This window comes from Rhizobacter sp. (genome assembly GCF_032229685.1).
Lineage (GTDB): Bacteria > Pseudomonadota > Gammaproteobacteria > Burkholderiales > Burkholderiaceae_C > LMDS01.
On record NZ_JAVTWP010000041.1, the window covers coordinates 110,144 to 124,867 of the forward strand.

15 protein-coding genes are annotated in these 14,724 nt (G+C 68.5%); 12 read left to right on the plus strand and 3 right to left on the minus strand.

Annotated elements, in window-relative coordinates; translation table 11 throughout:
• Positions 1 to 63: 63 nt before the first annotated feature.
• Together AC30PD_RS21145 and AC30PD_RS21150 are read left to right on the plus strand one after the other, a co-directional pair.
• The gene (locus AC30PD_RS21145; protein ID WP_489537668.1) at positions 64 to 528 is read left to right on the plus strand and encodes a tripartite tricarboxylate transporter TctB family protein; all 465 of its coding nucleotides are present in this window, start codon (positions 64 to 66) and stop codon (positions 526 to 528) included.
• Between the two features lie 40 nt (positions 529 to 568).
• Positions 569 to 2,077, plus strand: coding sequence for a tripartite tricarboxylate transporter permease (locus AC30PD_RS21150; RefSeq protein ID WP_489537669.1), 1,509 nt, complete (start codon positions 569 to 571; stop codon positions 2,075 to 2,077).
• Between the two features lie 26 nt (positions 2,078 to 2,103).
• On the opposite strand, the gene cueR is transcribed toward AC30PD_RS21150, so the two are convergent.
• A complete protein-coding gene (cueR, locus tag AC30PD_RS21155) occupies positions 2,104 to 2,511 on the minus strand; it encodes a Cu(I)-responsive transcriptional regulator (protein ID WP_489537670.1) in 408 nt (135 codons plus the stop codon).
• A complete protein-coding gene (locus tag AC30PD_RS21160; RefSeq protein ID WP_489537671.1) occupies positions 2,508 to 4,736 on the minus strand; it encodes a heavy metal translocating P-type ATPase in 2,229 nt (742 codons plus the stop codon). The genes cueR and AC30PD_RS21160 overlap by 4 nt, the downstream gene beginning before the upstream one ends.
• Before the next feature lie 172 nt (positions 4,737 to 4,908).
• Here AC30PD_RS21160 and AC30PD_RS21165 point away from each other — a divergent pair, with 172 nt between their 5' ends.
• The 8 genes from AC30PD_RS21165 to AC30PD_RS21200 all read left to right on the plus strand — a co-directional run bounded on the left by AC30PD_RS21165 (position 4,909) and on the right by AC30PD_RS21200 (position 12,958).
• Positions 4,909 to 5,109: a heavy-metal-associated domain-containing protein gene (locus tag AC30PD_RS21165; protein WP_489537672.1), complete on the plus strand. Its 201-nt coding sequence runs from the start codon at positions 4,909 to 4,911 to the stop codon at positions 5,107 to 5,109.
• Positions 5,106 to 6,128, plus strand: a complete 1,023-nt coding sequence (locus AC30PD_RS21170; protein ID WP_489537673.1) for a CaiB/BaiF CoA transferase family protein — start codon at positions 5,106 to 5,108, stop codon at positions 6,126 to 6,128. Before AC30PD_RS21165 ends, AC30PD_RS21170 begins: the two co-directional genes overlap by 4 nt.
• Before the next feature lie 55 nt (positions 6,129 to 6,183).
• Positions 6,184 to 7,815 (plus strand): gamma-glutamyltransferase family protein, encoded by a 1,632-nt coding sequence (locus tag AC30PD_RS21175; RefSeq protein ID WP_489537674.1) that lies wholly within the window; start codon positions 6,184 to 6,186, stop codon positions 7,813 to 7,815.
• Position 7,816: 1 nt separating this feature from the next.
• Positions 7,817 to 8,671: a GNAT family N-acetyltransferase gene (locus AC30PD_RS21180; RefSeq protein WP_489537675.1), complete on the plus strand. Its 855-nt coding sequence runs from the start codon at positions 7,817 to 7,819 to the stop codon at positions 8,669 to 8,671.
• 11 nt (positions 8,672 to 8,682) lie between these two features.
• Entirely contained in the window at positions 8,683 to 9,606 is a 924-nt protein-coding gene (locus AC30PD_RS21185; RefSeq protein WP_489537676.1) for a DMT family transporter, read from the plus strand.
• 3 nt (positions 9,607 to 9,609) lie between these two features.
• The gene (locus tag AC30PD_RS21190; protein ID WP_489537677.1) at positions 9,610 to 10,392 is read left to right on the plus strand and encodes an SDR family oxidoreductase; all 783 of its coding nucleotides are present in this window, start codon (positions 9,610 to 9,612) and stop codon (positions 10,390 to 10,392) included.
• A 112-nt stretch (positions 10,393 to 10,504) separates the two neighbouring features.
• Positions 10,505 to 12,508, plus strand: coding sequence for a PAS domain-containing sensor histidine kinase (locus AC30PD_RS21195; protein WP_489537678.1), 2,004 nt, complete (start codon positions 10,505 to 10,507; stop codon positions 12,506 to 12,508).
• A 9-nt stretch (positions 12,509 to 12,517) separates the two neighbouring features.
• The gene (locus AC30PD_RS21200) at positions 12,518 to 12,958 is read left to right on the plus strand and encodes a response regulator (protein WP_489537679.1); all 441 of its coding nucleotides are present in this window, start codon (positions 12,518 to 12,520) and stop codon (positions 12,956 to 12,958) included.
• A 7-nt stretch (positions 12,959 to 12,965) separates the two neighbouring features.
• On the opposite strand, the gene AC30PD_RS21205 is transcribed toward AC30PD_RS21200, so the two are convergent.
• Complete coding sequence (locus AC30PD_RS21205) at positions 12,966 to 13,271, minus strand: putative signal transducing protein (RefSeq protein WP_489537680.1); 306 nt, start codon at positions 13,269 to 13,271, stop codon at positions 12,966 to 12,968.
• An 80-nt stretch (positions 13,272 to 13,351) separates the two neighbouring features.
• Here AC30PD_RS21205 and AC30PD_RS21210 point away from each other — a divergent pair, with 80 nt between their 5' ends.
• On the plus strand, positions 13,352 to 13,930 hold the full coding sequence (locus tag AC30PD_RS21210) for a TetR/AcrR family transcriptional regulator (RefSeq protein WP_489537681.1): 579 nt from the start codon (positions 13,352 to 13,354) through the stop codon (positions 13,928 to 13,930).
• An 81-nt stretch (positions 13,931 to 14,011) separates the two neighbouring features.
• Entirely contained in the window at positions 14,012 to 14,719 is a 708-nt protein-coding gene (locus tag AC30PD_RS21215; protein WP_489537682.1) for an SDR family oxidoreductase, read from the plus strand.
• The last annotated feature ends 5 nt before the right edge of the window (positions 14,720 to 14,724 follow it).

A 14,724-nucleotide genomic window follows, 5' to 3' on the forward strand; every position in this document is an offset into this window, starting at 1 on the left:
ATGCAGTGGGGTTTCACGTGCCTAGAATCGCACGCAATCAAGAAGACGAACGAGGTGCGAGGCATGAAGATCAAGAGCCAGAAAGATTTCTTTTCAGGGCTGATGTTCCTGGTGGTCGGGGTCTCGTTCGCCATCGGCGCCACAAACTACTCGATGGGCACCTCGGCGCGCCCCGGCGCCGGCTACTTTCCGCTGATGCTCAGCGTGATCATGGCGATCCTCGGTGCTGTGGTGCTGTTCAAGTCGCTCACCATCGAAACCGAAGACGGTGACCCGATCGGCAGCATCGCGTGGCGCCCGCTGTTGGTGGTGGTCGCCTCCATCGCGGTGTTCGGGCTGGCACTGCCGCGCTTGGGCCTGTTTCTTACCTTGCCGCTGCTGATCATCATGGTCAGCTTCGCGGGCGACGAATTCAGCTGGAAGGGCGTGATCGCCAGTTGTGTGGTGCTCACGGCCGGTTCGTGGGTCGTGTTCATCTGGGGCCTGAATCTGACGATTCCGCTCAAGCCCGCCTTCATGGGCGGCTGAGCGCAGCGCCGGCACCCACCGACTCGAGAGAACACGCACCATGGATCTGCTCAACAACCTCGCCCTCGGTTTCGGGGTCGCCTTCACCCTCCAGAACCTGCTGTACGCCCTGGGCGGTTGCATTCTGGGCACGTTGATCGGTGTGCTGCCGGGCCTCGGCCCCGTCGCCACGATCGCGATGCTGCTGCCTTCGATCTACGCGCTTGACGCCACCCCGGCGCTGATCATGCTGGCCGGCATCTACTACGGCGCGCAGTACGGCGGTTCGACCACCGCGATCCTGATCAACGTGCCGGGTGAATCGAGCTCGGTGGTGACCGCCATCGACGGTTACGCGATGGCACGCCAGGGCCGCGCCGGCCCGGCGCTCGCCGCGGCTGGCCTGGGCTCGTTTTTCGCAGGTTGCGTGGGCACCATCATCATCGCGGCCTTCGCGCCGCCGCTGACCGAGCTCGCCTTCAAGTTCGGCCCGGCCGAATACTTCTCGCTGATGGTGCTGGGCCTGATCGGTGCCGTGGTGCTGGCCTCGGGCTCTCTGCTCAAGGCGATCTCGATGATCATCCTGGGCCTGTTGCTGGCCCAGATCAACACCGACGTGATCTCGGGCACCGCACGCTACAGCTTCGACATTCCCGAGCTCACCGACGGCATCGGCTTCGTGACCATCGCGATGGGCGTGTTCGGCTTCGGCGAGATCATCGCCAACCTCGGCCAACCGGCTGAAAACCGCGAGGTGTTCACGAAGGACGTGAAGGGCTTGTGGCCCACGCGCAAAGACTTCCAGCAGGCCTGGCCCGCGGTGATCCGCGGCACGGCGCTCGGCTCGCTGCTCGGCGTGCTGCCGGGCGGTGGTGCGCTGCTGGCGTCGTTCGCCGCCTACACGGTCGAGAAGAAGATGGCCGGCAAGGACGGCAACTTCGGCAAGGGCGACATCCGCGGCGTGGCCGGCCCCGAATCGGCCAACAACGCCGGCGCGCAGACCTCGTTCATCCCGATGCTCACGCTCGGCATTCCGCCCAACGCGGTGATGGCGCTGATGGTCGGTGCGATGACGATCAAGGGCATCCAGCCCGGCCCCCAGGTCATGACGAGCAACCCGCAGCTGTTCTGGGGCCTCATTGCCTCGATGTGGGTCGGCAACGCGATGCTGGTGATCCTGAACCTGCCCCTCATCGGCATCTGGATCAAGCTGCTGACCGTTCCCTACAAGTACCTGTTCCCCGCGATCACGCTGTTCTGCTGCATCGGCGTCTACACGCTCAACAACAACAACTTCGACGTCTACATGACGGCAGCGTTCGCGGTCATCGGCTACTTCTTCTTCAAGCTCGGTTGCGAGCCGGCGCCCTTGCTGCTCGGCTTCATCCTCGGGCCGATGATGGAAGAAAACCTGCGCCGGGCGCTGTTGCTCTCGCGCGGCGACTGGACGGCCTTCATCACCCGCCCGCTGTCGGCCAGCCTGCTCGCCATGTCGGTGCTGCTGATCGTGATCGTGCTGCTGCCGTCGATCAGCAAGAAGCGCGAAGCCACGTTCCAGGAAGAACTCTGACGCGCCAAGGCCGGCGCGGGCGCCGCTCAGCGCGGCGTGTCGTCGGCCAGCCGGTCGATGATCGGACACTCGGGCCGGTCGTCGCCATGGCAACACGATGCCAGATGCTGCAGCGTCTCTTTCATCGACTGCAAACTCGCCACCTTGCGCTCGAGCTCGGCCACGTGCGCCAGTGCCAGCGCCTTGACCCGGCTGCTCGAGCGGCGCCGGTTCTGCCACAAACCCACCAGCTCGCCGATCTGTGCGATCGAAAAGCCCAGATCGCGAGCGTGCCGGATGAAACGCAGGCTGTGCACTTCGGCGTCGCTGTACTGGCGGTAGCCCGACTCGGTGCGGCTCGCGGGCGCCAGCAGGCCGACCGCTTCGTAGTGCCGGATCATCTTCGCCGACACGCCCGACAAGCGGGCGGCCTGGCCGATGTTGACGCTGCTCATGCACGCTCCTCGTTCGTTGTTCGCGCCGGCCGCCAGCGCCGCAACCAGAGCGCGTTGCCGACCACGCTGACGCTGCTGAACGCCATCGCCGCGCCCGCGATCACCGGGTTCAGCAGCCCCAGCGCGGCCAGCGGAATGCCGACCACGTTGTAGGCGAAGGCCCAGAACAGGTTCTGCCGGATCTTGCGGCTGGTGCGCCGCGAGATGTCGAATGCATCGGCCACGCCGCCGAGGTCGCCGCGCATCAGCGTGATCGCCGCGGCGTCCATCGCCACGTCGGTGCCGCTGCCCATCGCGATGCCCACGTCGGCGGCGGCCAGCGCCGGCGCGTCGTTGATGCCGTCGCCCACCATCGCCACCACCGCACCGCCGGCGCGCAGCGCCTGCACGGCCGCAGCCTTGTCGGCCGGCAAGACCTCGGCGCGAAACTCGCCGATGCCGAGCGCCTGCGCCACGGCGGCGGCGCTGCCGGGGTTGTCGCCGCTGAGCATCATGGTGCGCAAGCCCATGCCGTGCAGGCGTTCGATCGCAGCGGCCGCAGAGGGTTTGACGCGGTCACCGAAGGCCAGCAGGCCGAGCACGCGGGTCGCGCCGGCCGGGCCGCGCATCAGCCACGACACGCTGTGCCCCTCGTCTTGCCACTGCTGCGCCCGCGCCGCCAGCGGCCCGCCGCCCAGGCCCGACTCGCGCAGCAGGCGGGTGCTGCCCAGCAGCAGCCTTTCGCCAGCGACCTGTGCTTCGAGACCGCGCCCCGGCAGGGCGACGCTGTTCACCGCCTCGGGCAGGGCGGCGTGTTCGACGCGGGCTCGTTCCATCACCGCACGCGCCAGGGGGTGCGTGCTGCCTTGCTGCAGCGCGGCGGCCAGGCGCAACACCTCGGCAGCGTCGACGCCGGGCGCGGGTTCAACGCCCACTAGCGCTGGCCGGCCTTCGGTGAGCGTGCCGGTCTTGTCGAACACCACGGTCGTGGCCGCGTGCGCCTGTTCCAGGGCTTGCGCGTCGCGGATCAGGATGCCGTGGCTCGCGGCCACGCCGGTGCCAGCCATGATCGCGGCGGGTGTGGCCAGACCCAGCGCGCAGGGGCAGGCGATCACCAGCACCGAGACCGCGTTGATCACGGCCTGTTCCCACGGGCTGCCGGCGAGCAGCCAGCCGGCGCCGGTCAGCAGCGCGATGAGCAGCACCACCGGCACGAACACCGCGCTGACGCGGTCGACGGTTTTCTGGATCGGCGCCTTGGCCGCCTGCGCCGACTCGACCAGCCTGATCACACGGGCCAGTGCCGTCTCTGCGCCGACGGCCTGCGTGTTCACGCACAGCAGGCCTTCGGCGTTGATCGAGCCGCCCGTCACCTTGTCGCCCGGCGCTTTCACGACCGGGCGGCTTTCACCTGTGAGGTGCGATTCGTCGACGTGGCTGCGGCCTTCGATCACGACACCGTCGACCGCCACGCGTTCGCCAGCGCGCACCAGCACCAGATCGCCGACCCGCAACTGCGCGACCGGCACGTCGGCCTCGACGCCGTGGCGGCGCACCCGCGCCGTGGCCGGCCACAGCGCGTTGAGGCTGCGGATGGCCGCGGTGGTCTGGCGTTTGGCGCGCGCTTCGAGCCACTTGCCGAGCAGCACCAGCGTGATCACGACCGACGAGGCCTCGAAGTAGAGGTGCGGGTGGGCCTCACCCGCCAGCGCGCCGTGACGCCACATCATCCAGACCGACAGGCCGTAGGCCGCCGAGGTGCCGAGCGCGACCAGCAGATCCATGTTGCCCGAGCCCGCGAGCGCGGCCTTGAAGCCTGCGCGGTAGAAGCGCCAGCCCAGGCCGAACTGCACCGGCGTCGCCAACGCCAGCTGCCACCACGGGCCGAGCATGGCGTTCACGCCGAAGGGTGCGAGCAGCATCGGCAGCAACAACGGCAGGCTCAAGCCCGCGCCGAGCGCGACCGGCCACCACGCGGGCAGCCGCGGCAACGGGGCCGGCGCGCCGGCCGCCGCGGGCCGCACAACCGTCGCTTCGTAGCCGGCCTTCACGACCGCCTCGGCGAGCGTGGCGGCACTGAGGCCGTCCTGCGCCTGCACGCTGGCGCGTTCGGTCGCCAGATTGACCGAGGCCGACAGCACGCCGGGCAGCCGGCTCAGCGCCTTTTCGACCCGGCCGGCGCACGACGCGCAGGTCATGCCACCGACCTGAAGGGTGATCTCGGCGGGGTGCGCAGCGGTGTTCATGGTTCGGGCCCGGGCGTGGATGGATTGTGGATCCTGAAGCTTCCCATCATGGGAGAGTCAAGCATCAAGGCAGAATCGGGACGAAGCAACACGGTGCGGTGAGCGGCTTGACCTTTACATCATGGCAAGCTTCACATTGAGAGCCCCCGAACCCCTGCAGGAGAAATGTGAAGTGATTGCCTTCGAAGTCAACGACATGAGCTGCGGCCACTGCGTCCAGGCCATCACTGCGGCCGTCAAGGCCGCCGACAGCCTGGCCGAGGTGCACATCGACCTGGCGCGCCACCGGGTCGAGATCGAATCGCCTGCCGCCGACGCTGCGGCGCTGGCCGGCGCGATCCGCGAAGCCGGCTTCACACCCCAACCGGTATGAGCATGTTGCCGCTCAAGGGCCTGAAGATCGTCGAGTTCGAAGGCCTCGGCCCGGGCCCGCTGGCCGGCCACATGCTGGCGCAGGCGGGCGCCGAAATCACGCTGATCGCGCGGCCGACGGCCAACGCCGTGTCGGCCCAGCTCGGTGCCGGCAGCACCCCGTTGCGTGATGGCAAACAACTCGTGCTGCTCGACCTGAAGAAGCCCGCCGACCTGGCGCGCGCGCTCGACCTCGTGGCCGCCTCCGACGCACTGATCGAAGGCAACCGCCCCGGCGTGATGGAGCGCCTGGGTCTCGGCCCCGACGTGTGCCATGCGCGCAACCCGAAGCTCGTCTACGGCCGCATGACCGGCTGGGGCCAGACCGGCCCGCTCTCGAGCGCGGCCGGGCACGACCTGAACTACGTGGCGCTGACCGGGCTGCTCTCGCTCTCGGCGCGGCCCGGCGAACGCCCGATGCTGCCGCCCACCGTGGCCGGCGACGGCGTGGGTGCGCTGGGCCTCGCCTATGGCATCGTCTGCGGTGTGCTGCAGGCCAAGCTGAGCGGGCAGGGCACGGTCGTCGATGCGGCGATCACCGACCTCACGGCCATGGTCGGCGGCCTGGCCTACTGGGTGCACGGCAGCGGTCGGCTCGGCGGCGCGGCGCCGAGCGCCTTCCACGACTCGCCGTTTTACGACGTGTACGCGTGCGCCGGCGGTGGCTTCATCACCCTGGCGGCGCTCGAGCCGCAGTTCTATGCGCTGATGCTGCAAAAGCTCGAATTGAACGACGTGGACCCGCGCGCGCAATACGACAGCGCGTCGTGGCCGGCCTTGAAAGCGCGCCTGAGCGCACTCTTCCTGACGCGCCCGCGCGAGCACTGGAACGCGCTCTTCGAAGGCAGCGACGTCTGCTACGCACCGGTGCTCTCGATCGACGAGGCCGCGGCCCACCCGCACAACCTGGCACGCGCCACGCTGACCGCAGCGCCCGGCGGTGGTGCCCGGCCCGGGCCGGCGCCACGCTTCGGCGCATGAGCGTGCCCGCAATGCGATCATCACGCCAACCCATCACCACTTCGAGATTCCAGCGATGACGCACTCTTTCGACTGGAGCGCCGGCTACACCAGCCAGCGCTTGCCCGTGTTCGGCCGCAACGTCGTTTCCACCTCGCACCCGCTCGCCGCGCAGGCCGGCATGCGCATGCTGCACAACGGAGGCAATGCGGTCGATGCGGCGATCGCTGCCGCCGCGGTCATCACGCTCACCGAACCGGTCAGCAACGGCCTTGGCTCCGACGCCTTCTGCCTGCTCTGGGACGGCAAGGCCTTGCATGGCCTGAACGCCTCAGGACGCGCACCGAAGGCCTGGACACCCGACTACTTCAAACGCAAGTACGGCGCCGACGCGAAGACGCCCCCGGTGCGCGGCTGGGACAGCGTGACCGTGCCCGGTGCCGTGGCCGGCTGGGCCAGCATGAGCGAGCGCTTCGGCAAGCTGCCGTTCGCCGACCTGCTGGCGCCGGCCATCGAGATCGCCGAACGTGGCTACGCCGTGCCGGTGGTCGTGCAGCAGAAGTGGGCCGCGGCGGTGCCGCTGCTGCAGGACCAGCCGGGTTTCCGCGAGGCCTTCATGCCCCGCGGCCGCGCGCCGAACGTGGGCGAGCTGTTCAAGCTGCCCGACGCAGCGCGCACACTGCGCCTGATCGCACAGAGCAAGGGCGCGGCCTACTACGGTGGCGAGATCGCCGAAGCCGCGGCGCGCCACGCGCGAGAGCATGGCGGCGCCATCAGCGTCGAAGACTTCGCGGCTTATCGGCCCGAATGGGTCACGCCGATCGGCCTCGACTACGCCGGCCACACGCTGCACGAGATCCCGCCGAACGGGCAGGGCATCTCTGCGCTGATGGCGCTGGGCATGCTGCGCTCTTTCGACATCGGCGCGATGGCGGTCGACAGCGCCGACTCGCAACACCTGCAGATCGAGGCGATGAAACTTGCCTTCGCCGACGTGTACCGCTTCGTGGCCGAGCCGGCCAGCATGGAAGTGAGCGTCGAGCAGATGCTCGACCCCGCCTACCTGGCCTCTCGCGCGAAGCTGATCGACATGAAACGCGCGCAGGACTTCGGCGCCGGCAACCCGGTGAAGGGCGGCACGATCTACCTCAGCACCGCCGACGAGAGCGGCATGATGGTCAGCTTCATCCAGAGCAACTACATGGGCTTCGGCTCGGGCGTGGTGGTGCCGGGTTACGGCTTGTCCTTGCAGAACCGCGGCCACGCCTTCAGCCTCGATGCCAAGAGCCCGAACGTGGTGGCACCGGGCAAGCGGCCGTTCCACACCATCATCCCGGCCTTCCTGACCAAGCCAGGCGCGAGCGGCCCCGAGGCGGTGATGAGTTTCGGCGTGATGGGCGCGAACATGCAGCCGCAAGGCCATCTGCAGACGCTGGTGCGCATGCTGAACTACGCGCAACAGCCGCAGGCCGCCTGCGACGCGCCGCGCTGGCGTTTCAACGCGGGGCTCGAGATCAATGTCGAAGCGGCCATGAACCCGGCCACCGTGCAGGCGCTGGTGGCACGCGGCCACCGGGTCGAAGTGATCAACGACAGTTACCAGGACTTCGGCGCCGGCCAGTTCATCTGGCGCCTCGACGACCCGGCGGTCGAAGGCTACGTGGCCGCCAGCGACCCGCGGCGTGATGGCCAGGCCGTGGTCTCCTGAGATGAAACCGGCAGCCGAGCTGAGCCTGGGCTGGCGCACCGACCTGAACTTCGCGCGCTTCGACGGCGAACTGATCGAGCGTGGCGACTGCCTCGTCGTGCGCACGCCGTCGAACCCGACCTACTGGTGGGGCAACTTCCTGCTCTTCGATCACGCGCCGAAAGCTGGTGATGCGGCCGAATGGGTACGGCGTTTCGAAGCCGAGATCGGCCGCCACCAGGCCGAGTCGCGCCACATCACCTTCGGTGTCGACGCGCGTGAAGGCTTCGAGCTGCCCGAAGACTTCGTGCAGCGTGGCTTCATCCTGTACTCGTCGAACGTGCTCACGATGCGGCGCGAACAACTGCGCTCGCCGCGACGCCCGCTGCCGCCGGGCTTTCGCGTGGCCGCGGTGAAGCTGCCCGAACAAAGCCCTGAAGCGGTCGAACTGCAGGTGGTCTGCGACGCCGGCGAACACCTGCCGGTCGAAGGCTACCGCCTGTTTCGCCAGCGCCAGATGGCGCGCTACGACGCGATGCAGCGCCAGGGCCTGGGCGGCTGGTTCGGTGTGTTCGCCGAAACGGCGAGCGGCGAACAACTCGTGGCCGACTGCGGGCTGTTCCACCCTGGCCAGAGCGGCGACGCGCTCGGGCGTTTCCAGCATGTCGAAACCCACCCGGCATTTCGCCGCCTCGGCCTGTGCAGCGCGCTGATCCATGCGGTGTGTGCCGACGCCTTCGAGCGCCTGAAGCTTGAAACGCTCGTGATCGTGGCCGACCCGCTCGACGTGGCGATCGGCCTGTACGAGTCGGTCGGGTTCGAGCGGGGCGCGGGCAGCTGGCACATCGAGCGCCGGCCCGACGAAGCCGCTCCGTAGAATCGGCCGCAATGTCTTTTCACGCCAGCACGGCCGACCCTGCCACCACCCAACCGCCACGCGCCATCTGGCCCGGCCTGCTGCTCGCCACCTGCGGTTCGATCGCGTTTTCGGGCAAGGCCATCATCGTGAAGCTCGCGTACCGCCACGGCGTGGACGCGGTCACGCTGATCATGTACCGCATGCTGTTCGCGCTGCCCATGTTCCTGCTGCTCGCGTGGTGGGCCGGGCGCGGCAAGCCGGCGCTGACCAGGCGCGACTGGATCGCCGTGTGCGGGCTCGGGTTCACCGGCTACTACCTGGCGAGCTTTCTCGACTTCGCCGGCCTGGCCTACATCAGCGCCAGCCTGGAGCGGCTGATCCTCTACCTGAACCCGACGCTGGTGCTGGCGATGGGCCTCGTGCTGTTCAAGCGCAAGGTCTCGCAGCGCCAGTTGATCGCGCTCGCGGTCAGCTACTGCGGCGTGCTGCTGGTGTTCGGGCACGAGGTCACGCTGCTCGGCAGCCACGTGGCGCTCGGCGCTGCGCTGGTGTTCGGCAGTGCGCTGAGCTACGCGGTCTACCTCGTCTACAGCGGTGAAGAAGTGAAGCGCCTCGGCGCGTTGCGCCTCACCGGCCTGGCGACCTCGGTCGCCTGCGTGCTGTGCATCGTGCAGTTCCTGCTGCTGCGGCCGATGAGCGCGCTGCAAGTCGCACCCGAAGTGATCTGGCTCTCGGTGCTCAATGCCACCGTGTGCACGTTCGCGCCGGTGCTGATGGTGATGATGGCGATCGAACGCATCGGTGCCACGATGGCCGCGCAGACCGGCATGATCGGGCCGATGTCGACCATCCTGATGGGCGTGCTGATCCTCGGCGAGCCGTTTACTGCGTGGGTGGCTGCCGGCACCTTGCTGGTGCTGGCAGGCATCTGGTTGTTGGCGAAATGGAGGTGACTGATGGACCTGGGGTTGAACGGCAAATGGGCGCTCGTGTGTGCCGCGAGCAAGGGCTTGGGCAAGGGCTGCGCGGCAGCGCTGGTTCAAGAAGGAGTGAACGTGGTGATCACGGCGCGTGGTGCCGAAACGCTCGAAGCCACGGCGGCCGAACTTCGCGCGTTGAAGGGTGGCGAAGTGCGAACGGTTGCCGGCGACATCACCACGCCTGAAGGCCGGGCCGCTGCGCTCGCCGCCTGCCCGCAGGTCGACATCCTGATCAACAACGCCGGCGGCCCGCCGCCCGGCGACTTCCGCGAATGGGACCGCGACGCCTGGATCAAGGCGCTCGACGCGAACATGCTCACGCCGATCGAGCTGATCAAGTCGACGGTCGACGCGATGGCCGCGCGCGGCTTCGGGCGCATCGTCAACATCACCTCGGGCGCGGTGAAAGCGCCGATCGGCGTGTTGGGCTTGTCGAACGGCGCGCGCAGCGGCCTCACCGGCTTCGTGGCCGGCCTGGCGCGCAGCTCCATCACGTCCCGCGGGGTCACGATCAACGGCCTGCTGCCGGGCGCGTTCGCCACCGAACGGCTGCGCACGACCATGCGCGCCGGCGCCGCCAGCTCTGGCCAGGACCCGGACGCGGTGCTGAAAGCGCGCGAGCAGGCCATTCCCGCCCGCCGCTTCGGAACGGCCGAAGAGTTCGGTGCCATGTGCGCTTTCATCTGCAGCGTGCAGGCCGGCTACCTGACCGGGCAGAACGTGCTGCTCGACGGGGGCGCCTACCCGGGCACCTTCTGAGCCCACGTGCTCGTGGGGCGGGTGCGGGTTACTTCACGCCCGGGCGGCGGGCCGGAGCACCATAATCCTTTTCATCGAGCTGGTCTTGCCTCGCTCGCACCCCTTGCAGTGAATGAAGCAGAACCTGCCGCCGCCACTCGCTGAACCCGCGCCCGATCTCACCGGCCAGAGCCCTGACTCGGCCGCCACCGCACACGACCTGGCCGAGCTGTTCGTGCAGTTCGCCAGTGCCGAGCGCCACGTGCTGTGGGTCACCGAGCAGGTGCCGGGCGAGCGGGTGCACTACGTCAGCCCTGCCTTTGAAAGCATCTGGGGCCGCAGCACCGACGCGCTGTACGCCGACCCGCGGGTCTGGATGGACGCGATCCACCCCGACGACCGGCCCGGTGTCGAAGCCGCCTTCGAGCGCTGGGTGGCGAGCCCGAGCGCGCGCACCTTCGACATCGAATACCGCATCGTCCGGCCTGATGGCGGCGTGCGCTGGATCCACGACTCCGGCCAGGCACCGGCCGCAGCGAGCCAGCGGCTCGGCCGCCGCACCGGCATCGCCGAAGACATCACCGAAGCCAAGCTCGCGCGCGACGCCTTGCTGGCCGAACGCCAGCGCCTGGCGGCGATCGCGGCGGTGGCGCCTGGCGTGTTGTGCTCGTTGCGGCGCACGGCCGACGGGCGCCTGAGCTTTCCCTACGGCGCGCAGCGCGTCGAACAACTGTTCCGGCTGCCGCCCGGCACGGTCGAGACCGACGCGGGCGCGTTCCTCGCGAAGATCCACCCCGACGACAGGGCCCCGACGGCAGCCTCGGTCGAGGTGTCGGCGCGCCACATGACGCCTTGGCACGCCGAGTACCGGGTGCGTGACGACGATGGCAGCGAGCGCTGGATCGAAGGCAATTCCAGCCCGGTCGCCGAGGCCGACGGCGCGATCATCTGGCACGGCGCGCTGGCCGACATCACCGAGCGAAAGCGCACCGAACGTGACCTGTTGCGCAGCCAGCGCCGGCTTGCTGCGGTGGTCTCGAAGATGAGCGAGGGGCTGCTCGTCTACAACAGCGCCGGCCTGCTGTCTGAATGGAACCCGGCCGCGCTGGCCATGCACGAGCTCGACCACGAAACCACGCGCGGCCTGTCGCTCGACGCCGCGATGCAGCTCTTCACGGTGAGCACGCTCGATGGCGTGGTGTTGCCGCCCGAGCGCTGGCCGCACGCGCGCCTGATGGCCGGCGAGGTGCTGCGCCAGCTCGAACTGCGGGTGCAGCGGCTCGACCTCGGCTGGGCCAAGGTCTTCAGCTACAGCGGCACGCGGGTCGACGACGCGCAAGGCAAGCCGCTCTTCAGCGTATTGCAGTTCAGCGACGTGACCGAGCGCCGCCGCAAGGACGAAGAGATCGTGCGCCTGAACAGCGAACTCGAACAGCGTGTGGCCGAGCGCACCGCCGAGTTGCAGGCCGCCGTGAAGGAGATCGAGGCTTTCAGCTATTCGGTGTCGCACGACCTGCGTGCACCGCTGCGCGCGCTCGACGGATTTTCGAAGGCACTGATCGAAGACCACGGCGCGCTCTTGCCCGAAGAAGGCCGGCGTTACCTCGGCATCATCCGCGACACCGCGCAGAAGATGGGCCACCTGATCGACGACCTGCTCGCGTTCTCGCACCTCGGCCGCCAACCGCTCACGCGCCGCCGGGTCGACAGCGTGCAGCTAGTGCAGCACGCCTTCGACACCCTGGCGCTGCAGCGCAAGGGCCGCCAGATCGAACTGCGCCTGGGGGACCTGCCCGATTGCGAGGCCGATCTGGCGCTGCTGCGGCAGGTCTGGATCAACCTGATCGGCAACGCCATCAAGTACACGCGCCAGCGCAGCGAAGCACTGATCGAAGTCGGCAGCACCACGAGCGGCGGCGTGACCGAGTATTTCGTGCGTGACAACGGCGCGGGCTTCGACATGCAGTACGCGCACAAGCTCTTCGGCGTGTTCGAGCGCCTGCACCGTGCCGACGAATTCGAGGGCACCGGCGTCGGCCTGGCGATCGTGCAGCGCATCGTGCAGCGCCATGGTGGCCACGCCCGCGCGATCGGCGAAGTCGGCCGCGGCGCCACCTTCTATTTCACCCTGGGCTGAATCATGGCGATGGCCGAAGCGTTCGAAATCCTGATCGTCGAAGACAACCCGCTCGATCTCGAGATGACGCTGCGCGGCCTGCGCAAGGCCAACATCGTCAACCAGATTCACGTGGCGCGCGACGGCGCCGAAGCGCTCGAGTTCCTGTTCTGCGAAGGTGCGTATGCGCATCGCCGCATCGAAGACGCGCCACGCTTCGTGCTGCTCGACCTGAAGCTGCCCAAGGTCGACGGCCTCGAGGTGCTGGCGCGCATGAAGGCCGACGAACGCACACGTGCCATTCCGGTCGTGATGCTCACGTCGTCGAAAGAGCAGCGTGACCTGATCGAAAGCTACCACCTCGGCGTGAACAGCTACATCGTCAAGCCGGTCGACTTCGACAACTTCGTGCAGGCCGCGCGTGAGCTCGGCACCTACTGGCTGATGCTGAACCAGATCCCCGGCGCGTGAGCGCCGGTCACGCCGGCATCGCGGCGCCGCAGTTCCAGCATTGCTCGAACGGCCCGTCGATCACCTCGGTGCAACCGGGGCAGGCCCAGCGCCGGTGCGGCGGGTTGCGCAGTTCCTTGAGCAAGGCGCCGGCGCGTTCGAACTGATCGGCGTCCTGCACCCACAGTTCCGGCAGGGTCTGGTCGGGCGGCACTTCGCCCGCAATGCTGCTCGCGTACTGGCGCTGCACCGTCGTCGGCACGCCGGCATGGCTGAGCAGGTCGGCCCAGAGTGTGGCCAAGGCCAGGTTGGGGGCGGTGGTCAGGCGCTTCATGGCACCGAGTGTCGGGCAAACGAGCAGGGTTTTGAAGCCTGAAGTATGATGATCGTCATATTCAAGGCCAAGCCAACCCCATGTCAACGACCCTCACCCGCAAGGAACAGACGCACGAGCGCATCGTCGACACGGCCGCCACCATCATCCGCCGCAGCGGCTACGGTGGTACCGGTGTCGCCGACATCATGAAAGAGGCTGGCCTCACGCACGGCGGCTTCTACGCCCACTTCGACTCGCGCGACCAGTTGCTCGCCGAAGCGGTCGACCGGGCCGCGGGCGACACGCTGGCGCGCATGCAGCGGGTGACCGGCCGGGCCGCGCCGCAGGAAGCGCTGAACGTCTTCGTGGACGCGTATCTGTCCGACGGCCACGCCGCTTCGCCCGAGACCGGCTGTGCGCTGGCGTCGTTGGGCACCGAGACGCCGCGCCAGGCGCCCGAAGTGCGGCAGGTGTGCGCACGCCGCCTCAAGGAGATGATCGACCTGGTCGAGCGGCAACTGCCGGGCTGGGGTGAGCCCGGCCAGCACGACAAGGCGCTCGGGGTGCTGAGCACGCTGGTCGGCGCGATGGTGCTGGCACGCAGCGCCGACGACGCCCGCCTGTCGAAGGCCGTGCGCGAGGCCGCCAAGGCTTTCATCGACGCCGGGCTGGGCTGAGCCCGATGGCCGTCCGTTCAAGGTCGTCTTCAGAAGTATGACGATCATCATTCAGTTCAACATTCGCAGAAGGAAGATTCCATGAAGATCAAGAACGCCGTCGTCCTCGTCACGGGCGCCAACCGCGGCCTCGGCCAGGCCTTTGTCGATGCGCTGCTCGCCGCCGGCGCCGCCAAGGTGTACGCCGCTGCGCGCGACCCGTCCACGATCACACTGCAGGGTGTGGAGAGGATTCGCCTCGACGTCACGAAGGCCGACGAGATTGACGCCGCTGCAAAAACCTGTGCCGACGTGACGCTGCTGATCAACAACGCCGGCATCACCCGTGGTTCCAGCTTCATGGCGAACGGCAGTGCCGCCGCGGCACGCGCCGAGCTCGAGACCAACTTCTTCGGCCCGCTGGCGCTCAGCCAGGCCTTCGCGCCGGTGCTCAAGGCCAACGGGGGCGGTGCCATCGTCAACGTGCTGTCGGTGCTGAGCTGGCTCAACATCGCCGGCGCCGCAACCTACAGCGCCTCGAAGTCGGCCGCCTGGTCGCTCACCAACGGCCTGCGCGGCGAACTGCGCGCGCAGGGCACGCGGGTGGTCGGCGTGCACGTGGGATTCATGGACACCGACATGACCAAGGGGCTCGACACGCCCAAGGTCGACCCGAAAGACGTGGTGCGCCAGACGCTCGCCGCGATCGAAGCCGGCGAAGACGAAGTGCTGGCCGATGCCTTGAGCCGGCAGGTGCGCCAGGGCCTCGCGGCCGAGCGCGGCGTGTACCTCGGCGACGCCGTGCACTGAACGCC